At 62.6% G+C, this 20,646-nt stretch carries 21 protein-coding genes and 1 pseudogene; 13 read left to right on the plus strand and 9 right to left on the minus strand.

Translation table 11 applies throughout. The features are described 5' to 3' along the window. Window positions 1-22 precede the first annotated feature (22 nt). From ASG39_RS22520 to ASG39_RS22530, 3 genes are read right to left on the minus strand one after another with little or no spacing between them, the layout of a single operon-like run. Window positions 23-1,162 (minus strand): mandelate racemase/muconate lactonizing enzyme family protein, encoded by a 1,140-nt coding sequence (locus ASG39_RS22520; protein WP_062597202.1) that lies wholly within the window; start codon window positions 1,160-1,162, stop codon window positions 23-25. A gap of 14 nt (window positions 1,163-1,176) precedes the next feature. Continuing rightward, window positions 1,177-2,097, minus strand: coding sequence for a dihydrodipicolinate synthase family protein (locus ASG39_RS22525; RefSeq protein ID WP_062597203.1), 921 nt, complete (start codon window positions 2,095-2,097; stop codon window positions 1,177-1,179). A gap of 1 nt (window position 2,098) precedes the next feature. After that, complete coding sequence (locus ASG39_RS22530; RefSeq protein WP_082477461.1) at window positions 2,099-2,803, minus strand: GntR family transcriptional regulator; 705 nt, start codon at window positions 2,801-2,803, stop codon at window positions 2,099-2,101. A gap of 120 nt (window positions 2,804-2,923) precedes the next feature. On the opposite strand from ASG39_RS22530, the gene ASG39_RS22535 reads away from it, so the two are divergent. The 5 genes from ASG39_RS22535 to ASG39_RS22555 are packed head-to-tail and all read left to right on the plus strand — an operon-like array spanning window position 2,924 to window position 8,193. Continuing rightward, window positions 2,924-4,519: an ABC transporter substrate-binding protein gene (locus ASG39_RS22535; RefSeq protein WP_062597204.1), complete on the plus strand. Its 1,596-nt coding sequence runs from the start codon at window positions 2,924-2,926 to the stop codon at window positions 4,517-4,519. A gap of 39 nt (window positions 4,520-4,558) precedes the next feature. After that, window positions 4,559-5,626: an ABC transporter permease gene (locus tag ASG39_RS22540; protein WP_082477439.1), complete on the plus strand. Its 1,068-nt coding sequence runs from the start codon at window positions 4,559-4,561 to the stop codon at window positions 5,624-5,626. Window positions 5,627-5,628: 2 nt separating this feature from the next. Continuing rightward, on the plus strand, window positions 5,629-6,540 hold the full coding sequence (locus ASG39_RS22545; protein WP_062597292.1) for an ABC transporter permease: 912 nt from the start codon (window positions 5,629-5,631) through the stop codon (window positions 6,538-6,540). Continuing rightward, the gene (locus tag ASG39_RS22550) at window positions 6,533-7,393 is read left to right on the plus strand and encodes an ABC transporter ATP-binding protein (RefSeq protein ID WP_062597205.1); all 861 of its coding nucleotides are present in this window, start codon (window positions 6,533-6,535) and stop codon (window positions 7,391-7,393) included. The genes ASG39_RS22545 and ASG39_RS22550 overlap by 8 nt, the downstream gene beginning before the upstream one ends. Before the next feature lie 8 nt (window positions 7,394-7,401). Next, window positions 7,402-8,193, plus strand: a complete 792-nt coding sequence (locus ASG39_RS22555; protein ID WP_062597293.1) for an ABC transporter ATP-binding protein — start codon at window positions 7,402-7,404, stop codon at window positions 8,191-8,193. Between the two features lie 79 nt (window positions 8,194-8,272). Here ASG39_RS22555 and rutF read toward each other — a convergent pair whose 3' ends face one another. Both rutF and ASG39_RS22565 read right to left on the minus strand, forming a co-directional pair. After that, entirely contained in the window at window positions 8,273-8,806 is a 534-nt protein-coding gene (gene rutF, locus ASG39_RS22560; protein WP_062597206.1) for an NADH-dependent FMN reductase RutF, read from the minus strand. 33 nt (window positions 8,807-8,839) lie between these two features. Next, on the minus strand, window positions 8,840-9,331 hold the full coding sequence (locus ASG39_RS22565) for an amidase family protein (protein WP_062597207.1): 492 nt from the start codon (window positions 9,329-9,331) through the stop codon (window positions 8,840-8,842). A gap of 116 nt (window positions 9,332-9,447) precedes the next feature. On the opposite strand from ASG39_RS22565, the gene ASG39_RS24740 reads away from it, so the two are divergent. Then, window positions 9,448-10,581, plus strand: coding sequence for a calcium-binding protein (locus tag ASG39_RS24740; RefSeq protein ID WP_082477441.1), 1,134 nt, complete (start codon window positions 9,448-9,450; stop codon window positions 10,579-10,581). Window positions 10,582-10,858: 277 nt separating this feature from the next. Here ASG39_RS24740 and ASG39_RS22575 read toward each other — a convergent pair whose 3' ends face one another. After that, on the minus strand, window positions 10,859-12,004 hold the full coding sequence (locus ASG39_RS22575; RefSeq protein ID WP_062597209.1) for a tyrosine-type recombinase/integrase: 1,146 nt from the start codon (window positions 12,002-12,004) through the stop codon (window positions 10,859-10,861). Window positions 12,005-12,128: 124 nt separating this feature from the next. Here ASG39_RS22575 and ASG39_RS22580 point away from each other — a divergent pair, with 124 nt between their 5' ends. From ASG39_RS22580 to ASG39_RS22605, 5 genes are all read left to right on the plus strand, one after another. Then, on the plus strand, window positions 12,129-13,082 hold the full coding sequence (locus ASG39_RS22580) for a DUF1403 family protein (protein ID WP_062597210.1): 954 nt from the start codon (window positions 12,129-12,131) through the stop codon (window positions 13,080-13,082). Window positions 13,083-13,084: 2 nt separating this feature from the next. After that, window positions 13,085-13,786 (plus strand): SMC-Scp complex subunit ScpB, encoded by a 702-nt coding sequence (locus ASG39_RS22585; protein WP_062597211.1) that lies wholly within the window; start codon window positions 13,085-13,087, stop codon window positions 13,784-13,786. A 389-nt stretch (window positions 13,787-14,175) separates the two neighbouring features. Beyond that, window positions 14,176-14,490: a hypothetical protein gene (locus ASG39_RS22590; RefSeq protein WP_062597212.1), complete on the plus strand. Its 315-nt coding sequence runs from the start codon at window positions 14,176-14,178 to the stop codon at window positions 14,488-14,490. 746 nt (window positions 14,491-15,236) lie between these two features. Further along, window positions 15,237-15,482: a DUF982 domain-containing protein gene (locus tag ASG39_RS22600; RefSeq protein ID WP_062597214.1), complete on the plus strand. Its 246-nt coding sequence runs from the start codon at window positions 15,237-15,239 to the stop codon at window positions 15,480-15,482. A gap of 162 nt (window positions 15,483-15,644) precedes the next feature. Continuing rightward, complete coding sequence (locus ASG39_RS22605; RefSeq protein WP_062597215.1) at window positions 15,645-16,595, plus strand: glycosyl hydrolase 53 family protein; 951 nt, start codon at window positions 15,645-15,647, stop codon at window positions 16,593-16,595. 85 nt (window positions 16,596-16,680) lie between these two features. Here the strand turns inward: ASG39_RS22605 and ASG39_RS22610 are convergent, their stop codons facing one another. Continuing rightward, window positions 16,681-17,127 carry a helix-turn-helix domain-containing protein gene (locus ASG39_RS22610; protein WP_062597294.1) on the minus strand — a complete coding sequence of 149 codons (447 nt, stop codon included), beginning with the start codon at window positions 17,125-17,127 and terminating at the stop codon, window positions 16,681-16,683. Between the two features lie 95 nt (window positions 17,128-17,222). Between ASG39_RS22610 and ASG39_RS22615 the strand changes: the two are divergent. Continuing rightward, window positions 17,223-17,956 (plus strand): annotated as a pseudogene (locus ASG39_RS22615) (SDR family oxidoreductase). A gap of 289 nt (window positions 17,957-18,245) precedes the next feature. Here the strand turns inward: ASG39_RS22615 and ASG39_RS22620 are convergent. Continuing rightward, window positions 18,246-18,902 carry a dihydrofolate reductase family protein gene (locus tag ASG39_RS22620; protein WP_062597216.1) on the minus strand — a complete coding sequence of 219 codons (657 nt, stop codon included), beginning with the start codon at window positions 18,900-18,902 and terminating at the stop codon, window positions 18,246-18,248. Next, a complete protein-coding gene (locus ASG39_RS22625) occupies window positions 18,895-19,389 on the minus strand; it encodes a VOC family protein (protein ID WP_062597217.1) in 495 nt (164 codons plus the stop codon). The genes ASG39_RS22620 and ASG39_RS22625 overlap by 8 nt, the downstream gene beginning before the upstream one ends. Before the next feature lie 741 nt (window positions 19,390-20,130). On the opposite strand from ASG39_RS22625, the gene ASG39_RS22630 reads away from it, so the two are divergent. Beyond that, window positions 20,131-20,643 carry a hypothetical protein gene (locus ASG39_RS22630; RefSeq protein WP_062597218.1) on the plus strand — a complete coding sequence of 171 codons (513 nt, stop codon included), beginning with the start codon at window positions 20,131-20,133 and terminating at the stop codon, window positions 20,641-20,643. Window positions 20,644-20,646: the final 3 nt, after the last annotated feature.

The following is a 20,646-nucleotide window of genomic DNA, read 5'->3' on the forward strand; positions in this document are numbered from 1 at the left end:
GGCGCCCTGCGCGCGCGCCGCGTCACGGATAGGCCGTCGATCCATCGGGTTTGCGGGTGATCTTGCGCTCCCAATGGACGTAGTCGTCCTTGGCAAGACACGCCTCGTCGATTTCGAGACCCCATCCCGGGCGATCGGGGCGCAGGTCCATATGTCCGTCGACAGGCATGTAGGGGTCGAGCGCCCAGGGTGCGTGAACGTGCGGCTTGAATTCGAGGATCTTGAAATTGGGCTGGGCCGCGCAGAAATGGATATTGACGGCGGTGGCCAGCGGACCCATGGGATTGTGGGGCGCGACCGTGACGTAGTGGGCCTCGGCAAGGGTGGCGATCCGGCGCATTTCCGTGACGCCGCCGACGACGCAGATATCGGGTTGGATGATATCGGCACCCCGTGCAGTGAGCAGTGCCAGAAACTCGAAGCGGGAATAGAGGGATTCGCCCGTCGCGAGCGGGACGTTGATCTTGGATTTCAGTTCGCTCCAAGCGGGTATGTGCTCCGGCCGGATCGGCTCCTCGTAGAACAGCGGATCATGGGAAGCGATGGCGGCGGCAAGCTGGATCGCCTGGTAGGGCTCGAAGATCTTGGCATGCGCGTCGAAGGCGAACTCGAAATCCGAGGGCGTTATCTCCCGGATGCGGCCGAAATAGTCGCCTGTTTCCCGCACCAGTTCGCCCCAGCGCCCCTTGTGCAGGTCCCGCCGGTACGGGCTGATCTTGAAGGCGGTATAGCCATAGTCCTCATGCAGCTGCAGTGTCTGGTCGCGCGCATGCTCCGGGTCGGGCGCGGTGTAGACGCCGCAATAGACCTTGACGCGGTCGCGGACATTGCCGCCGAGCAGCATGTAGACCGGCAGGCCCGCCGCTTTTCCGGCGATGTCCCACAGCGCATGATCGATCGCCGAGATGGCGGCGAGACCGAGCGCGCCCGGCGGAAACCGGCATTGCTGGTTGAGCTTCAGGACCAGGAACTCCACGCGGCGCGGGTCCTCGCCCTCGATCTGGTGGAACAGGTAGTCCAGCAAGGGCGGCAGCGCGAGATCGGGGCCGTGATTGTAACATTCGCCCCAGCCGGAAATACCTTCGCTGGTCTCGATCTTCACAAGCAGCCGCGGACGTTCGTCCACCCGCTGCATATAGGTTTTCAGACTGGTGATATGCACGTTTCGGTCTCCGGTCAGGCGGCGCGGGTTTCGGTATCGACGCGATCGACGATCGCGCGCAGCAGGGAGCGCTCGTCGCTCGTCAGGGCTGTCACGCCGGGAACCCGCACGGGGCCGACATCCGTCCCCAGCATGCCCAGAGCCTCTTTCACCACGGTCACGTTGGCGCCGTTGTTGTACTTGGTGCGCAGCGCCTCGAAGCCGGCAATGCCGTCGATGAGCGTTCGGGCGGCCGGATAGTCTCCCGCCTCCAGGGCGCGGTGGATCGCGTGGCTACGCTCCGGGAAGACGTTGACCAGCCCGGAGGTGAAGCCCCGCGCGCCGAGCGCATAGAAGGCGGGCGCCCATCCTTCGGCCAGGCCGCAGACCCAGATCGCCGGCGCGTCGCGCGTCGAGCGGATGATGTCGGCAAGCAGCATGAGATTGGTGGACGCGAACTTGATGCCGGCGATGTTGCCGTGAAGGGCGAGGGATCGGAAGTCATCGATGGAAAAGCTGTCGCTGCGCACATAGGCGATCAGCGGGACGGTGGCGGCATCGGCGAGATCGAGAAAATAGCGGGCCTGGTAACTCGGTCCGGCGAAGGGATCCATCGGATGATGCCCCATGATGGCATCCGCCCCTTCCGCGATGGCGTCGCGCGCAAGCGCCTTCGCCTCCGAAAGGGACCGCCCCACGGCCGCGCTGACGAGGGTCTGCCTGTTGGCCGCATGGATGGTGACGCGGTGCACCTCGCGGACTTCCTCCATCGTCAGGGTGAAGAACTCGCCGGTGTTGCCCGCAGCCATCAGGTTGTGGACGCGCGCGGCCGCCAGGCGCTCGATGAGGTCTGTCAGTTTCCGGGTGTCGACGCTGCCGTCGGGACGATAGGGGGTCACCGGAACGCCGGAAATGCCGGTGAGGGCCGTCCGAACGGCCTGAAGCGTGTCAGTCACATCAACTCTCCTTGTTACCGAATACGATGGCGAGATAGGTCTCGCCGGAGCGGACCACGTGGTCGCGCATCGTGCGTTCCGCCCGATCCGCATCGCCGGCCGTGATCGCGGCCGCAATCGCGGCATGTTCCCCAAAAGCTTTTTCGCGCTCTGCGGGATCCGAATGAATGATGCGGCGGGTGCCGGCATCGTAGAACTGCTGGCGCTCGATCAGCTTGCCGAGATAGGCGCAGCGCGACGCGATGTGGATCTGGTCGTGAAAGGTCTCGTTGAGCAGGATCAGGCTGTCGACATCGCCGCTGTCCGTCGCCTCGCGCATCCGCTTGACCGTCGCCGCCAGCGCCGTTCCCTCATCGCTCTCCCGGCGCTTGGCGGCGAGATGCGCGATCATCGATTCGAGCGCCGCCCTCGCGAGGATCATCTCCTCCGCCCAGGTCGCGTTGAAACGGACGATGACGCCCCGGCGGGGCTGCGTCTCGACCAAGCCATCGGACTCCAGCTGGCGCAAGGCCTCCTTGATCGGCGTCGTGCTCACGCCCAGCTGTTCGGCGAGTTGCCGCTCGTTCAGCTTCTGCCCGAAGGCGAAGCGCCCGCCGATGATCGCCGTGCGCAGGCTGCGGTGCACGTGATCCCGCAAGGTCGCGAAGACCCGGGGGTCGAGCTTCGACATTTCGTCACCGCGATCATCCGTCGTGTTTTGAGCCATGATGTCGAGAACCCCGTTGACGTCCATCCCGATTTGTGAAATCTGATATATCAAATTTCAGATCGTTGTCGATATGAAAGTTTGCAATCATGAGGTTGAGGAGCCTCGGAGGAGACGGACATGAACAAAGCCCCTATCATCGCACTGGCGACCGCGACCGCGCTGTCCCTCTTTGGTGCACCGTTCGCGATCGCGGCCACGCCTGCAGACCAGCTGGTCCTCGCCTCCAACATGTCGTCGATGCGCGGACTGGATCCGCATGAGCTGAACCAGCTCGAATCGGCCGAAGTCGTTGCCAATCTCTATGAGCGGCTCGTCGTCCTGGCGGCCGACAAGATCTCCGAGCCGCAGCCGGGCCTTGCCGAGAGCTGGTCCGTCTCGCCGGATGGAAAGACGTTCACGTTCAAGATCCGCGCCGGGGTCACGTTCCATTCGGGCAATAGCCTGACGGCCAAGGATGTCGAATGGTCGCTGCGCCGCCTCGTGAAGCTCGGGCTCGCACCCTCCACCGATCTTCGCCAATGGGGCTTTTCCGCCGACAATGTCGACACGCTGATCCGTGCGACGGACGACGCCACCCTGGTGGTCGAGACGCCCGAGGTCTGGAATGCCAACCTCATTCTCTTCTCGCTTGCAAGCTTCTCCACCTCCATTCTCGACAGCGCGTTCCTGGCCGACAAGGAGAAGGACGGCGATATGGGGCGGGCCTATCTGCAGACGGCGGATGCCGGTTCGGGGCCTTACGCCCTGCGGTCCTGGCGGTCGAACGAGCTTCTGATCGCCGATGCCTTCAAGGATTACTGGCAGGGGGCGCCGGCCATGCGCCGCGTTCTGATCCGGCACATGCCGGAGTCTTCCGCCCAGCGCCTTCAGATCGAGGCCGGCGACATCGATGTCGCCACGCGCCTGTCGTCCACCGATCTCAACGCGCTCGACGCGGGCGGCAAGGTAACCATCCAGAAGACGCCCGGCTTCGGCTTCTACTATCTCGCGCTCAACCAGAAAGACGAGATTCTCTCCAAGCCCAAGGTCCGCGAGGCCTTCCGCTACCTCATCGACTATGACGGCCTTGCCGGTACCGTCATGAAATACTACGGCGTCAAGCAGCAGACGATCGTCCCCGCCGGCCTGCCGGGCGCATCGAGCGAAAACCCGTACACGCTGGATATCGACAAGGCGAAAGCCCTGCTTGCCGAGGCGGGCTATCCCGACGGCTTCTCCAAGGTCTATTACGCGACGCCGGTCACGCCCGAATACGAGGTCGCCCAGTCGCTGGCCGCCAATGCGGCGAAAGCCGGCATCAAGCTCGATCTTCAGGGCGGCGACCATATCGGCAAATTCCGGGCGCGGGACTTCGAACTGTTTTCTGCCCGCTCCGGCGAACGCCTGCCCGATCCGCATGCCGTGCTGAACTCCTACGCCACCAATGCGGACAATGCCGATGCGGCCAAGCTCACCGGATTGCTCGCCTGGCGCTCCGCCTGGGATGTGCCCAGGGAGATCCAGGACATGGTGACGGCCGCAGCGCACGAGACCGACGCGTCCAAGCGCGCGGATCTCTACACCCGGATCAATGCCGCTTATCTCGCAGCCTCTCCCGCCCTGATCACCTCTTTCCAGCGGACGGACGCAAAGGCCGTGCGCAATCTGGTCAAGGGCTATGTCGGCCACGCCACATGGCTCACCCGCTGGGACACGGTCACGAAGGCCGAATGACGATCGGGACCGCCGTCATCGATCAGGAAGGAGACCGTCGTGAGCATCACTCAGACCACTGAAAGCAGGCTGCCGGACAAATCGGCGCTGCTCACCGGGGCCGGCAAGCTGGCGGCGTCCCTCGGCGTCATCGCAACGACCTTGCTCGGCCTTCTGGTGATCACCTTCGTGATCGGCCGCATGGTGCCGGCCGACCCCGTCATCGCGGTGATCGGAGATCAGGCCGATCAGGTGACGTATGATCGCGTCTACAAGGAAATGGGTCTCGACCAGCCGCTCTATGTCCAGTTCGGCACCTATCTCGGCGATATCGCCCATCTCGATTTCGGCCAGTCGCATGTCACCAAGAACCCGGTCGCCAGCGATCTGGCGCGGGTGTTCCCGGCAACGCTGGAACTGGCGACGCTCGCCACGCTGATTGGGGCGGGCTTCGGGGTGCCGCTCGGCGTCATCGCCGCCGTGCGCAAGGGCACCTGGGTCGATCATGTCGCGCGTGTCGTCGGGCTGCTGGGCTATTCCACGCCGATCTTCTGGCTCGGCACCATCGTCATTCTCGTGTTCTACGCGACGCTCGGCTGGATACCCGGCGGCGGACGCATCGATATCTACAATGAAGGACTGGTCGACGGGCCGACCAACTCCCTGATCGTCGACGCGCTTTTGGCGGGCGAGTGGGAGGTTTTCTGGAGCGCCCTTCACCATGTCGCGGCGCCGGCGATCATTCTCGGCTATGCCGCCATGGCCTATCTCAGCCGGATGAGCCGGAGCTTCATGCTGGAGCAGCTTCGCCAGGAATACATCCTGACGGCCCGGGCCAAGGGCCTCGGCCAGCGCCCCATCGTCTGGCGGCATGCGTTCCGAAACATCCGGGTCCAGCTTCTGACCGTCGTCGCGCTTGCCTATTGCGGCCTCTTGGACGGGACGGTGCTGATCGAGACCGTGTTTTCCTGGCCGGGCCTCGGCCAGTATCTGACCTCGGCTTTGTTCTTTGCCGATATGAATGCCGTCCTCGGCAGCGTTCTCCTGATCGGTCTCATCTCGATTGCGGTCAATCTCCTCTCCGACATCGTCTATCGCTTCATCGATCCGAGGACCCGGTCATCATGACAATCCGTTCCGGCACGTTCCATAATCTGCACGATTGGCTGATCCGCGAGGACTTCACCTCCACCCGGCAGGCGCGCCTGCACAAGGCCTATGTCGGCTGGTTGAGCCTCGTCGCCAATCCGCTGGCGCTGCTCGGCCTGATGGTCATCGTGCTCCTCGTGGGCCTTGCGACGCTCGCGCCCGTTCTCACGGTTCACGATCCGCTCGCCCAGGATCTCACCATGGCGCTCAAGGCGCCGTCTCTCCTCCACTGGTTCGGAACCGACGAGTTCGGGCGGGACGTCTATGCCCGTCTGATCTACGGCGCCCGCACCACCCTCTACATCAGCATTCTCGTTACCGTCATCGTCGCGCCGATCGGCTTCGTCATCGGCGCGACGGCGGGCTATCTCGGCGGCTGGGTCGATACGGTGCTGATGCGGATCACCGACATCTTCCTGTCCTTTCCCTCTCTCGTTCTGGCGCTCGCCTTTTCCGCAGCCCTCGGACCCGGCATCGAAAACGCCGTGATCGCCATCGCGCTGACCATCTGGCCGCCGATCGCGCGCCTCGCCCGGGCGGAAACGCTGACCTTCCGCAAGGCGGATTTCGTGGTGGCGGCCGAACTTCAGGGCGCGGGGATGGCGCGCATTCTTTTCCGCCATATCGTGCCGCTGTGTGCGCCATCGATCATCGTGCGGCTGACGCTCAACATGTCGAGCATCATCCTGACGGCCGCGGGTCTCGGATTTCTCGGCCTCGGCGCGCAACCGCCAATGCCCGAATGGGGCGCGATGGCGGCGTCCGGCCGGCAATATCTGCTGGACGCCTGGTGGCTGACGACCATTCCCGGCATCGCGATCCTCGTCGTCAGCCTTGCCTTCAACCTTCTGGGAGACGGTCTCCGTGACATTCTGGACCCGCGCAATGCCTGATCCATCACCGCTGCCCGTCGACCCGATCCTGACGGTGCGCAACATGTCGGTGGGCTTTCCCTCGCTTTCGGGCCTGGTTCCTGCCGTTCGCGACATCTCGTTCTCCGTCGGGCGCGAAAAGATCGGCATCATCGGGGAAAGCGGCTCCGGCAAGAGCACGACCGGCCGCGCCATCATGCGCCTGCAGCCGCCGGGCGCGGTGGTGGAAGCCGACACGTTGCGCTTCGAGGAGATCGATCTCCTGAAGGTCAGCGAGAAGGAAATGCTGTCCATCCGCGGGCGGCGCATGGCGATGATCCTTCAGGATCCGAAATATTCGCTCAATCCGGTGATGACGGTGGGCGAGCAGATCGGCGAGACCGTGATGCTGCACGAGAAGGTGTCCCGCAGGGTCGCGCGGGAGCGCACGCTCGGCATGCTGGAGCGTGTCCAGATCCGCGACCCGCGTCGGGTGTTCGATCTCTATCCGCATGAAGTGTCCGGCGGCATGGGCCAGCGCATCATGATCTCGATGATGCTGATCGCGTCGCCCTCGCTCATCATTGCCGACGAGCCGACCTCCGCGCTGGATGTCACCGTTCGCCAGCAGGTTCTGAGCATTCTCGACGATCTGGTGACCGAGCGCGATATCGGTCTCATCTTCATTTCGCACGATCTCAACCTCGTGCGCAGCTTCTGCGACCGCGTCATCATCATGTATGCGGGACGGATCGTCGAAACCATCGCGGCGGCCGATCTCGATCAGGCGAAGCATCCCTATACGCAGGGGCTCCTCAACGCCTTGCCGAGCCTCGACCGCCCACGCGACAGGCTCGACGTTCTCGCGCGCGATCCTGTCTGGCTGGAGGGCTGAGCATGTCCATGATCTCTGTCGACCATCTTGCCGTCTCCTATGGCAGCCCGAGCCGACCGACCCGCGTGGTGAACGACGTCTCCTTTTCGGTCGGCGCCAACGAGACCTTCGGCCTCATCGGCGAGAGCGGCTGCGGGAAATCGACCATCCTCGGTGCGCTTGCCGGGCGCAACACACACTGGACGGGCCACATTACGATCGACGGCGAGACGATTGGCGCCAAGCGTACGCGGGCGCAACTGGCGCTCCAGCAGATGGTCTTCCAGGATCCGTTCGGCTCCCTGCACCCGCGCCACACGATCGGCCGCATCTTGCTGGAACCGCTGGAAATCCACGGGCTCGATGACCGGCAGACCCGGGTCGAGGCCGTGCTCCGCGATGTCGGCCTTCCCGTCAGCTTCCGCTACCGGTTTCCGCACCAGCTTTCCGGCGGCCAGCGGCAGCGCGTCGCGATCGCCCGCGCGCTCATCCTGAAACCGCGTATCCTGCTCCTCGACGAACCGACCTCCGCCCTCGACGTGTCGATCCAGGCCGAGATCCTCAATCTGCTGAAGGATCTGCGGCAACGGGAGAACCTGACCTTCATCCTCGTCAGTCACGACATGGCGGTCATCGCCCATCTCTGCGACCGCGTCGCCGTCATGCAGAACGGGGTCTTCGTCGAGACGGTGACGAAGACGCAGATCCTCAACGGAGAGGTCACCCACCCCTATACCAGGGTGCTGATGGACGGGAGCAGAGGCTACACGGCGCGGAAGCCGGCAGCGGATCTTCAGATCTCGGCCGAGGCGCAGGGCTGAGCGACACGCAACGACGGATTTGACGGGAGCAATGATCCGGATGCGATGACTGTCGATCCGTCCGAGGCCGGACGCGCGGCTAAAGGCTTTCTGTGCCGATGCGGTGATAGGTCCGCTTGAAGTAGATCAGCGGAACGTTGCTGCCGGTTTCATGGATGCCGAGGACCTTGCAGAAGAGGACCTGGTGGGTGCCGATATCGGTGCTCGCGTCGATCGCGCAGTCGAAGGAGACGACGGCGTCGGTGAGGACCGGGGCGCCGGTCGCGCCCGGCGTCCATGTGGCGGCGGCGAAACGCTCCTCGACGGGGGTCTTGCCGCCGAACAGCGCCGACAGATGTTCATGATGCCCGGCAAGCGTGTTGACGCACAGCATGCGGTTGGCGGCAAAGGTCTGAAAGACCGAACTCGACCGGTTGAGACAGACCAGAAGCGTCGGCGGCGTATCGGTGACGCTGCAGACGGCGGAGGCTGCAAACCCCGCTTTGCCGGCCGGCCCATCCGTCGTGATGATGTTGACGGCCGCGCCGAGCCGCGACATGGCGCTGCGAAACGCGTCGCGATCCACAAATGCGGGTTCGATCCGGCCGGCGTCGATGAGGGGTGCTGCGGACATGGGGCTTCCTTTTCTAGCGTTTCCGGCGCGCGCTCAGGCCGCCGTCGGGCGGGGAAAGGTGGCGGCGAACGATCCAAGCGCGAGCTGCTGTTCGATATGGCGGGCGAGGGACGCTGCGCGCTGCTCCTGCCACGGCGGCGCCACGATCTGCAGGCCCACGGGCAGGCCTTCGCGGCTGCGGGCGACCGGCAGCGTCACCACGGGCAGGCCGAGAAAGGAGAAGGGGCGCGTCAGGGCCGTCATGGCGCTGACGATGCGGTTCATGGACGCACGCGCGCCGACGTCCACATCGCTGGAAAGCGGCGGCAGGAAGGGCATGGTCGGCACGATCAGGACGTCGCAGGCCGAAAACACCGTCGCGAGGAACTCTTCCAGCATCACCACACGGATCTGCAGGGCCCTGAGATAGAGCGGTGACGGAATGGCGATGGCCTGGGACAGCCGCATGCGGACCTGTGGACCAAAGTCCTCCGGCCGGCTGCGAAAAGCATCGAAATGAACGGCGGCGGCTTCGCTGATCGCCACGACATTGGCCAGCTACGGAGGCTGCCGGTGGCGGCACTGATACCGTCATAACCACAGTCTCAAACTATACTCTGACTGCAAATGTTGAGAACCTTGTCTACGCCGGTTCGAGTTCTGTGACCGCATACGGCAATGCGTCCGGCAATACGTCAACCGGCGGTTCGGGAGACGACGTGCTTATCGGTGGCGCTGGCGCGGATGTGCTTAACGGTAATGGCGGCATCGACACGGCGAGTTACGTAACGGCTGCTGCTGCGATCGCGATCACTCTGGCAACAGGCGCGCAGACTGGTGATGCCGCAGGCGATACACTGAACAGCATAGAGATCATCACCGGCTCCAGTTACGGCGATACGATAACGGGCGACGCGGGCAACGACGTGTTCAACGGAGGCAATGGCAACGACATCCTCACGGGCGGAACAGGGTCTGACACGCTCAACGGTGACGCCGGCAACGACCTACTGACAGGAGGATCCGGAGCGGACATCTTAAACGGCGGCTCCGGCACCGACACAGCAAGCTATGCATCATCGTCCACGGCGGTCTCTATCAATCTGGTGACGGGAGTACACACCGGAGGCGACGCGGAGGGCGATACTCTCGTGGCACTGGAGACTGTCATAGGCTCGGCGTTCAGCGACAGCTTGGTGGCCTCCTCGGCCGTGACCCTCGCCGGCGGCGGTGGAAACGACAGCTATTATATCGGCAGCGGCAATGTGGCCGTGACGGAGACAGCCGGCAACGGTACCGATACCGTTTTCACATCGACGAACACTTACACACTGACAAACAATGTCGAAAACCTGATTTACACAGGTCCTTCGAACTTTGTCGGCACTGGCAACAACTTGGCCAACGCGATGAGCGGTGGTAACGGAGCAGATACAATTTTGGGACTTGCTGGCGACGACACTTTGTTCGGCGGTGAGGGTCTGGACCTGCTCGCCGGCGGTTCCGGACAAGACACTTTTCTCTTCACCGCTCTTACCCATTCGAACGCTGCTTCCGGGATCGACCGGATCACAGACTTCTCGCAAGACGATAGGGACATCATAGATCTCTCCGCCATAGGAGAGCTCGTCTTTAGGGGATCCGAAGCGTTCAGCGGAACCGGCGCAGAAATTCGATTTGAGGTTTCCGATGGGAGGACAGAAGTATTTGCGGATGTGGACGGAGATGGCTTTACTGATTTCCAAGTGACACTCGAAGGATCGATAACGTTGAGCGCGGGCGATTTCATTCTTTGATTTCATGCTGAAATCTTACAGCAGGACCGGCGCTTAGGTTACACGAACCGGTAAAGCTTAGGTTTCGCGATGAAAACGTGCTGCGAAGCGTTGGAGGTGCCAAAGACCGCCAAAGCCTTGTTCGACATGGTGAAGCGCCTGTCGGCGGTTGAATCATGGAGAATGAAAACCGTCAGGTTGCGACTATTGGGAGTGACGACTTCGGCGCGGCTCCCACGACGTCTAAACACATGTGCCGCTACGCGCTCCGAAAGATTTTGATCGCGGCCGGTCTCCTTTAAAGGCCGGCCGCTTTCGTCAGGTTCACCCGGAACCGGTCCCTTCGCCGCTGATATCTCCGGGTCATCTCAGCCGACGCATGCCCAAGGTGCTTCTGTACATAGCGCTCGTCCACTTCGGCCGAGGACGCAAGACCCGCGCGCAGCGAGTGCCCGGAGAACTTCATCGCCCGCTCGATCTCGCTGAGATCACCACGGACACCGGCGGCCATCGCCGCGCGCTTCACCAGCCGCGCCACTTCCCGGTCGTTGAGACGATCGGGCCCGACGGCCTTGGCCTGTCCCGTTACCCGGCGGAACAGCGGCCCATGAACCAGCTTTGCAAACCGGATCCAGGTCTCCACCGCCACGACCGGGCAGGTGGCATCCGACGACCCCCGTCCGATCTCCACCTCCCGCCATCCGGTCTTACCCCGCAGCGTAACGAGCATGCCCTGATCGAGGATCTCGATCCACCCGCGCCCGTCCTCTGTCTGGTCGGCCTTCAGATCGAGACCGACGATCTCGGAACGCCGCAGGCCGCCGGCATAGCCAATGAGCAGCATGGCGCGATCGCGCAGGCCGCGCAGCGTTCCCCGGTCGAGTGTCTCGACCATGGCGATGATGTCTTCCGCCAGCACCGCTTCTTTCTGAACCGGAGGTTTGGCATGGCTCCTGCGGATACCGGACAGGACCGTTGCGATGTGACGATCCTTGCGATCGAGGCTGAGCCCGCGCTGGGCATAGTTCCATGACAGGGACGCCAGACGTCGCTCAATCGTCGAGACCGCATTCGCTTTCACGTCGCGCGTCGGGGTGCCAACGGCACTGCCGGAGGCGCAGGCCGTAATGTAGAGACTGACGGTCTGCGGCTGCGGGGGGAGGGGAGACAGGCCCGATCGGCGACACCAGGCGGAGAAATGCTTCCAGTCGGCGGTATAGGCTTTGCGGGTATTGGCCGAGCTGGCGGCTTCGACGTAACCACGCGCACGATCGGCAAGGCCGGCGAGATGAGCGGGCGACCTATCTGCACCAGCGGGGGAGGGCAGGAGGCTGCTGCCCAGGACATCCGCTGCGGACAGAAGGCTGCCGGATACCGAACCCGGAGGCCGCGCGGATGGCTCCACGATGTGATTTTCGCTGCTTTGCTCGATGATTTCGGTCATTTGCGTATTATGCCAAAGACGTCCGATAATGCAACATTATCGGACATTTTATGTAGGCGACAGGCTGTGCGGTTGATTGCGTTATAGCTGGCTTAAAGTGCGCGTTTGATTTATCATCCACGGTATGGATTCGCTTTCACCGCACGTCTCAACAACACCCGCTTGGTCTCCCCGCTTACCAGGTTGGACGCGGCCGCGCGGCCGTGACATCACCGAGTCCGACGCTGCCTTCGCCGCCGGCATCGCCCTGAAATCGTTCGACGATCTGATCAGCGCCGAACCGCCGTGGATTGGCTGCTGGCGCGATCGACTGGCGCTCAAATCGGCAGCCGTCGCCGCAAAAATGCTCGGCCGCAGCGAGGAAGAACCCGCCATCCGCGACGCCGTTTTGCTGACCGCCGTTGGTGACGATCCAGGCCCTGCCGGAAAGCTGTTTTCCGCCACACGAATGCTGACGCGCCAATCCGGGACAATCACCACACCGTTCGTTAAGGAGCTTGCCGCGCTTCTGGGGATCCGTTGGGATGACGGCCTTACTTCAATCCCAGACTTGTTCGATACCGCCATCCCGGGCGGGCGGGCGGCACCCTTCGTCGCGGCGGACCTGGTTGCAGCGATGTGCGCGACCCGCCCGGATGCGGAGGTGTTGGCGCTTGGGCTCGCCGACGTCGTGCTGTCGCAAACGCTGAAGTGGCCAAGACCCGTGCCGCTGCTGCTGCCCGAACGGTTTGGCCCGGCCTTCCGCACGATCGGCGGCAGTGGCCGGGTGCGGCCGGGCGAGCCGGCCTATCCAAAGGCGATCTGCCTGGCGCTTGTCGACGGCGTCGAGGCGGCGCTTCGCCTCGCCATGGAGATCGATCGCCGGGCGGCGCGGCTGCTGGCTGTCGCGCCGAAACTGCGCACCAAGGGTGCCGGGCCGGTCATCGGCAAATTGCTGAACGAAGATGCCGTGCCGGCCTCGGCGCCCGGGAGCACCCTGTCGCGCTGGGCGGCCACGCGGCTGTTCGAACGGCTTGAAAGCTTTGAGGCGGTGCGGGAATTGTCCGGCCGTTCCTCCTTCCGGATTTTTGGATTGTGACGATGACCGGATCCAGTACGCCTCGCAGCAGACGGCGGCCCGACAAGGGAGAGGGAGGCGAACGCCTCTATGATAGGGAACTGGAAGACTTGCCGCCAGAGTTGCGCTGGCGGGAGTGGATGCTGCGGGTTGAGGCGGTGATTTTTGCTTCCGCCGAACCCGTCAGCCGCGAGACGCTGGCCCGTGCGGTCGGTCGCGATTGCAGCATCGACCTCTTGATCGACGATCTCATCGAGGAACTCGGTGACCGGCCCTACGAGTTGGTGTCGGTCGCCGGCGGCTGGCAGCATCGCACCCGGCCGCGCTTTGCCGACACGATCCGGGCCTCAATGGCGCCGACGCGGGGAGGGGCAGCTGCGCTGTCGGAGTTCGAGGCCATGGTGCTGATGGCGGTTGGATATTTCCAACCGGTCACGCGCGGCGAACTGTCGAAGATTTTTGGAAGGGAGATCAGTCGCGACACGATCGGAAATTTGCGCGGCTCAGGTTTCATCGGCTCCGGTCCCCGCAGCCCCACGCCCGGCGCACCCTATACCTATGTCACCACCAGGCATTTCCTGTCGGCCTTCGGCTTCGAGACCTTGCGGGACCTGCCCGATATCGAGATGCTGGAGGATGCCGGGCTGATGCGCGGGTCGAAGACGGCGGCGGCGCTTTCGTTCGGGGAAAGCCCTTCTGACGACGGAGAGGCGGATGAGGCGTGACGGCGGTTCATCGGACATGTCGCGGATATGGCAATCAGGCAGGTCCAACGGTGTCGCCGATCGCCCGATGCCTTCGGTGTGCGGCTTGCTCCCGATATCGCCGGACAATTCCTGCGACGAGCATATCCGTCAGGATCGCAGAGTGTCAGGCTAGGTGCCTCCCATTTGAACATCATGACAGGCGTTCGACCGCATCTGATCGATGATGTGCCAGCCGGGACATCGATAAGGAACATTTGATGTCACCTTTCTCCGTGTCTCATGTTTGATAGGTCCGCTGCCATTCGATCCTATTCCCTGTTCACGCCCGAGCCTGAAGACTTGGCCATATTCAGACGGGAACCACATCATCGGCATTCTGTTTCCCGAGACGCAACAGGAGACAATCGATGCCCAACGATCACGTGAAAACCCTCATTGCCACCTTCGACACCCGCGAGGCCGCCGACCTCGCCATCGAGCATCTCGTGCAGCAATACGGCATCGAGCGGACCGACGTCTTCGTCGAGGCCGTCGGATCGGGCAACACGGCCGGCACGCAGCCCTCGGGCGGCGATCTTGAGAACCGGGAAGGAGATGGCGTGCGAACGGATGCGGCTCTCGACGGTCAACTTCAGGTGTCCGTCGATCTGGCGCTTGCGGATGTCGAGAAAGCGCAGGCCGCGTTTCGGGAGGCGGGAGCGCTGGATGTCTCGAGCCGTTAGATGGGAAAGGCTCGACGGGGGCTCATGACGCAGGCGGGGCGGCAGCCATGCCGGTGATCCCAGCCGCTTCCTCGCCTATCTCGAAAGCGGTTGCCGGATCGTTTCCCAAGGAAGGTACGGGCCTTGCCCGGTTTGCGTCGCTATTGAAGGGCGTGGAGGTCGATACGGCGGTCTACGGGCATCGCAGGGCATGGACCTCCGCGCGATGGGCAGACAGGGTACTCAACGATTTCCAGTTTGCGCTGAGAAAGCCGCAAACGATAATCCGCGATCGGCGACTGACCGATATCGGGCCGCTGTTCCTTCTGTTTCTGAAGGAAAATGTCTCCGCTCGGCGACGGGATCGGCCCGTTTCTCTGCCATCTGCGGCCAAGGCCGGCGTTCGATCCGACTGTCATCGATCACGCATTCACGAACCTGCGGCAGAGGCAAGGCGGACGCATCGTGATCGAGGTGCGCCACAAAAGCTGGACGTCCAAGGGAGGCTCTCGTCCTCCTCGCGCATCACCGGGTCGACCGCGTGCCGGCCGCCCCGGCGCCGGTGTGGCCGGCGACCTCCTTCACAACGCCGCCCGTCCATGTCCGCTTGCGTGGCATGCCGAAAACCGACTATTCCAGCTACGACGAAACCGAGATCGGCAGATACCGGCAAATGCTTGCCGACGATGGCGGGTGCGTGTTCGATACCACAGCGTCGGGCGCCGCAATCGCAAACGCGCTGACGATGCTTGCCTGGAGGCCATAGCTTGAGCGACGACTGGAACAAAGGCGTGACACTGGCGCTGGGAGAACACGGCGCGTTTACCACCATCAGCAACAATCAGGAGGCGTCCTGGGCTCTCATCGAGGACTGGCCTCTTGAGGATGGCGAAGCGCTGGATGCCGCCTTGCTGACCCTCGAAGCCGCGATGAACGGCAAGACGTCGGCGGAAGCGGCTCGGTTGTCGTTCATCGCTGCGGCGCACGAAGCCGGGATCGAGATCAAGGCATAAGCGTCCTGTACCTGCCATTTGGCCAAGACGCAGCGGCGGTGTGCGGCGAGCATTGCGGGTCACGCCGTTGATTGCTTCTCTGTTGTCGAGGCCCAGGTTTCTCATGCCTCGCACCGGAATGCGCGGCTATCCGTCCCATCAAACCCGGAACGAGGACAGGCGGTGTCGCGGCAGCATCAATTCAGCTTCGGTCTTACGGAGCGCTCTCCGTTCAACAGCGAAATCATTGCCGGGTTCGAGTGCGGGCTTGTTCACGGCGGTCGGCATGATCTGTTGCAGACCACCCGCCATCTGCCGGCCGGCCGCATGCGCGACCATTTGAGAATTGCCAGACATCACGGGCTCTTCACCACGCGTGACGGGCTGGTGCCAGGGCACGATGCCGTTGAGAGACTGCGCATCGCGCGGGATGAGGGCGTGCAGACCATCTGGGATCTGTCGCACTATCATCGCATCGACGATCCCGGAGCCCATGCGAGAGCGATCGCACGGCAGGCTCGGGCAGTCTGTGGCGCAGAACGCCTGTGGCTGTGTCCCGTCAACGAGCCGTCGCTCTATCCGATGCTGGCCGGCATGTCCCGGGATCACGCGATCGATATGGCGGTCGTCATGGCCGAGGAGGCTCGGCACCTGCATCCCTCCGTCGGCATTCTCGTCAATGATCCCATCACGGGCATCGGTGAGCGTCAGTTCGCGGCGACCGATGCGATCGTCTCGCGCACGGTCGTTGACGTGATCGGCGTGAATTACTACCCGCATACGGCCCGCACATCTCTGTCGAAAGTGCTGCTCAAGACGTGGCGGCGTTACGGCAAGCCGATCATGGTGTCGGAGACCAGCTGGCACGATGGCCACCCGGTTCATCACAGGCGCTATCCGGGGGTGAACAAGGGCATCTGGCTCCAGCATGTGCAGGATGAGGTCAAGATTGCCAAGGACCGGGGCGTCGGGATCGTCGGCATTTGCTGGTATCCGATGGTCGACTGCCCGCCTTGGCATGCGCCGCGATCCCGCAATCGATGGAGCCATGGGTTGATCCGGCAGGATCTCGGTGTCGATCCGGCGCTATCGGCTGAACTCATGGCAATGATGCCGCATGCGGCCGCGGCGTAGACGCGACCTCCTCGGACACGCCGTCCTTCCGACGAAAGCCGGTTCTGCCTATGTGGAAGACCGAGAGACCTGCATTAGGGCGCGGTCATACCGCTTCGTGCGGATACCTCCGTCTCTTCTGCTGGTTCTGCGCCGTCATGGCGTCGCGTTCGGCAAACACGCGTGCCACCTCGGCCATGTTCTCCGTGCCCCAGGTGCAAAGTGGCACAAGGGCCTGCGCGAGGCTGTGGCCAAGCGGGGTTAGGCTATAGTCCACACGCGGCGGAATTTCCTTGTAGTCCGTGCGCTTCACAAGGCCGTCTGCCTCCATTTCCTTCAACTGCTGGATCAGCATCTTGTCGCTGACATCGCGCACGGCACGGCGCAGCGCGCCATAGCGGGTCGGGCCGCCTTGGGCGACGAAATAGAGGATCAGCGGTTTCCACTTCCCTGCGATCACCCGAAGCGTCGCGTCCAGCCCGCAGGTAAAGCCGGGTAACGTCGGGGTGCAGGTGCCGGCTTCCGGTAGAGACGGGGTGGTCGGGCTTTGCATCTGTATGGTCATAGTAAGTACTTACCAAAAGGTGCATACTTGTCAAGTGGAAGGCGCCTGGCCACCTTGGCGTAGTCTCAACCAAGGAGCACACAATGAGCAGACTGACAGGCAAGACGGCCGTGATCACCGGCGGGGCAACCGGCATCGGCCTCGGCGCAGCAAAACGCTGATCGAGGAAGGCGCCTTCGTCTACATTTTCGGCCGGCGGCAGGAAATGCTGGATGCGGCCGTGCATCAGCTCGGGCCCTCGGCGCGCGCCGTGCAGGGGTCGGTCACCCACCTACCCGATCTCGACCGCCTCTATGAAACCGTGAAGGCCGAGCGGGGCAGTCTCGACATCGTCCTCGCCAACGCTGGCACGGGCGCGTTCGCTGCACTTGGGAGTATCACGCCGGAGCATGTGGACGAGACCTTCGACATCAACGTAAAGGGGCTGATCTTCACCGTACAGAAGGCTCTGCCGCTGATGGGCACCGGCGGCTCGATCATTCTCACCGGTTCAAGCACCGGGGTGATGGGCACACCGGCCTTCAGCATCTACAGCGCTACGAAGGCGGCCGTGCGCAATCTCGCGCGCAGCTGGGCACTTGATCTGCGCGGCACGGGCATCCGGGTCAACGTGATGTCGCCTGGGCCGATCTCAACCGAGCTCGCGCAGGAAGTGCTGGGTGCTGATGGCATGGATGCGATCGGCGCGACGACCGTCCTCGGCCGAGTGGGAGACCCATCGGAGACCAGCGCCGTCGCTGCCTTCCTTGCCTCCGCTGACAGCAGCTTCATGACGGGCGGTGAGGTCTTCGTAGACGGGGGGCTTGCGCAGGTTTGACGTTGCGCAGATCTCGGACGTAACCAGAGAGCCGGCCCGTGTCAGACACGACCGGCTTTTTCGCGGGATCGGTGGTTCATGGAATGCGGCGGCCTTCATCCGATTACGATCAGAGTGCTCCTCTGGCTCTGATCCATGAGTGGAGCCGGAGTTGTTCTCGAAATCAGCCGTTATGATTGGCCGTCGCTGGAATCAGAAATCATCCTGAATTCGAACGGAGTGTCGTTCTCGTAGAGCGCGAATTGCGCCTTCCAAATATAGGACGAAAACGGATGACCGAAGAGCTGGATTACCAGGTGCGGTTCCTCATCTTCACTTGACGTTCCTCCTCACGCGCGCTTTTGATCGCGCCAAAGGACCCTGTTTCGACGGCACCTGCGGGTTCGTAAGTAGCAATGACGGTGCCACCAGAAGATATTTGGTGATCCACCAACCTGAGCGTGCTCGACGACGTGCCGTCATTAAACAGCCGCTTGCCACTGCCGAGCACGATCGGAAAGGTGTACAACACCAGCTGGTCGAGCAGGCCTGCTGCGAGCAGTGCGGGATAGATCGTGCTTGATCCCTGGATCAACAGATCGGGACCATCGCCCTGCTTGAGCATCGCAACGTCGTCGATCCCGCGCATTCGATGGCTGTTTTCCCATGGCAGCGGTTGCTCACCCTTTGTCAGGACGTATTTGTTTGCCAGAGTGAAGGCCTTGCCCATCTCTTCGCCCTCGACGTAAGGCCAGTATGCGGCGAAAATGTCGTAGGTCCGCCGGCCCAGCAGAAGATCGTAAGGCCGTGAGAAAAACTCGCCAACCGCAGCGCCGACCTGATCGTCGGCGACGGGAAACATCCAGCCGCCATGGGCAAATCCGCCGGTCGGGTCTTCTGTGGGTCCACCCGGTGCTTGTACGACTCCATCGAGTGATAAGAACATGCCGCCGATGATCTTACGCATCGCGCGTCTCCCCTGCGCGCGCCGCTTCGATTTTGGCAATGTCGATCTTGCGCATCTTCATCATCGCTTCCATCACACGCTTGGCCGCTGCGGGGTCTGGGTCGGCCATTCCGGCCATCAGCGCACGTGGCACGATCTGCCACGAAAAGCCCCAGCGGTCCTTGCACCAGCTGCACATGCTCTCTGCACCGCCGCTGCCGACGATCGCATTCCAGTAACGATCGGTCTCCTCCTGACTATCGGTGAAGACCTGAAAACTGACCGCCTCGTTCGGGACGAAGCGCGAACCGCCGTTCAGGCCAACGAACGATTGGCCGAGCACGGTGAACTCGACAGTGATCTCCTCGCCACGCTTGGTCGAGGGATTGTCCGCAGGGGAGTCTTGCCCCGCGCCAACATAGCTATCGGGGAACAAGCTCGCGTAGAATTCGGCAGCCTCGCGAGCCTTGCCGTGGTCGAACCATAGACAGGTGGTCATCTTTGCCATTGTGTCACTCCCTATTTGCCACCGACGAGCGCAAAGGCTGCGCCCTGAGGATCGTTACCCATAATGATGCATGCCATGTCTTCGCGGCTTTGGTTGTGGATTCGAAGCAGGCTGGAAGCATACCTGAAGCACTGGACTGGGTGCGCAACCTGCCGTGGGGAACAAAAATCTATGCTCTCGTTGCTACTGGTTTGGTTGCGTTTGGAGTCTACAGTTTGTGAGCTAATAATTGGCTATTCCTCAGTAGAGCAGATCCCAAGTTCTGTATCGAGATGACATATGATGTATTAGGCGACAAGTCTCAGCAAGCGAGACGGCTGTCCTTTGTTATCGGCAAGCCTCTCGCCGTTAAGGGTAGAGATTTCTATATTACTGGCATCTCAAAGAGTTTTTGGATGAGACCTACACGGAACAACCGAGGGGGCGAAGGTTCGATCCGGCTCAGGGTGTTCGGCTCAACGAGGTCTGTAATTGGCCGAAAGGGGTTACTCGCTGCCGGAGCAAGTGCCGCCAAACCCTAACAGTCGCGACAGATCAGCGACGTTAAATTTTGAGGGAAAATTCTGGCGCAAAATGCTACCATTCGCGACCGACTTTTGCGAATTTGTGGATCACCGGAAGTAACCCTTCGAAGCCGTGCCACAAGTGCTCGTCCACTCCCCGCTAGGCTGCCGTTCACTTTCTGCCTTTATTGCATAAGCCTCGTGAATCGGCAGAAGCCGCAGGGAGCCGCCGCGCCACATGTCCTATCGCACCATCTTCCCGCACCTTACAGCGGCAGCCCTCTTTCTTCTTGGTCCGCCACCTGCCTTCGCAGAGGAGCTGGCCTTGCCGCCAAGTGCCGAGACCGCGGGTAACGCGCTGCCCAGCGAAATCATGCTGCGTGTGGCACCCCTGATGCAGGCGGGCAGGCGCGACGAGGCGACGTTCTGGTTCTATGCCGGACAACTTCGCTGGCGCTCACGCCTGAACGCCAGCCCAGCTCAGGACCCGACCGGCGAACCCGCTCTGTTCTCGTCGCTGTTCGAGACACTCGGGCCGCCCGTCAATGGTTGGGCCTTCGGCGACATCCCCAAGCTCCACCGGACGATCGACGCCGTGCTCCTTTGGGACGTACGTTATCCCGATCCTTCGCTGGATCCGGCCGTACACGAGCGGATGCGGGCAGGACTGACGGCCCTTCGCGACCAGATCGGTCGAGAAGCGGACATGATCAGAGCCGAGCGCGCCTCACAGGGCTTGGAGAACCGATGATGC

Origin of the sequence: Rhizobium sp. Leaf371 (assembly GCF_001424045.1) — a bacterium.
GTDB lineage: Bacteria > Pseudomonadota > Alphaproteobacteria > Rhizobiales > Rhizobiaceae > Ferranicluibacter.

Excerpts from the sequence above, each read along its gene's own strand:
- ASG39_RS22530 (WP_082477461.1), bottom strand. The coding sequence starts at position 2,803 with ATGGCTCAAAACACGACGGATGATCGCGGTGACGAAATGTCGAAGCTC.
- ASG39_RS22535 (WP_062597204.1), top strand. The coding sequence starts at position 2,924 with ATGAACAAAGCCCCTATCATCGCACTGGCGACCGCGACCGCGCTGTCC.
- ASG39_RS22550 (WP_062597205.1), top strand. The coding sequence starts at position 6,533 with ATGCCTGATCCATCACCGCTGCCCGTCGACCCGATCCTGACGGTGCGC.
- ASG39_RS22555 (WP_062597293.1), top strand. The coding sequence starts at position 7,402 with ATGATCTCTGTCGACCATCTTGCCGTCTCCTATGGCAGCCCGAGCCGA.
- rutF (WP_062597206.1), bottom strand. The coding sequence starts at position 8,806 with ATGTCCGCAGCACCCCTCATCGACGCCGGCCGGATCGAACCCGCATTT.
- ASG39_RS22575 (WP_062597209.1), bottom strand. The coding sequence starts at position 12,004 with ATGACCGAAATCATCGAGCAAAGCAGCGAAAATCACATCGTGGAGCCA.
- ASG39_RS22580 (WP_062597210.1), top strand. The coding sequence starts at position 12,129 with ATGGATTCGCTTTCACCGCACGTCTCAACAACACCCGCTTGGTCTCCC.
- ASG39_RS22585 (WP_062597211.1), top strand. The coding sequence starts at position 13,085 with ATGACCGGATCCAGTACGCCTCGCAGCAGACGGCGGCCCGACAAGGGA.
- ASG39_RS22590 (WP_062597212.1), top strand. The coding sequence starts at position 14,176 with ATGCCCAACGATCACGTGAAAACCCTCATTGCCACCTTCGACACCCGC.
- ASG39_RS22610 (WP_062597294.1), bottom strand. The coding sequence starts at position 17,127 with ATGCAAAGCCCGACCACCCCGTCTCTACCGGAAGCCGGCACCTGCACC.
- ASG39_RS22620 (WP_062597216.1), bottom strand. The coding sequence starts at position 18,902 with ATGCGTAAGATCATCGGCGGCATGTTCTTATCACTCGATGGAGTCGTA.
- ASG39_RS22625 (WP_062597217.1), bottom strand. The coding sequence starts at position 19,389 with ATGGCAAAGATGACCACCTGTCTATGGTTCGACCACGGCAAGGCTCGC.
- ASG39_RS22630 (WP_062597218.1), top strand. The coding sequence starts at position 20,131 with ATGTCCTATCGCACCATCTTCCCGCACCTTACAGCGGCAGCCCTCTTT.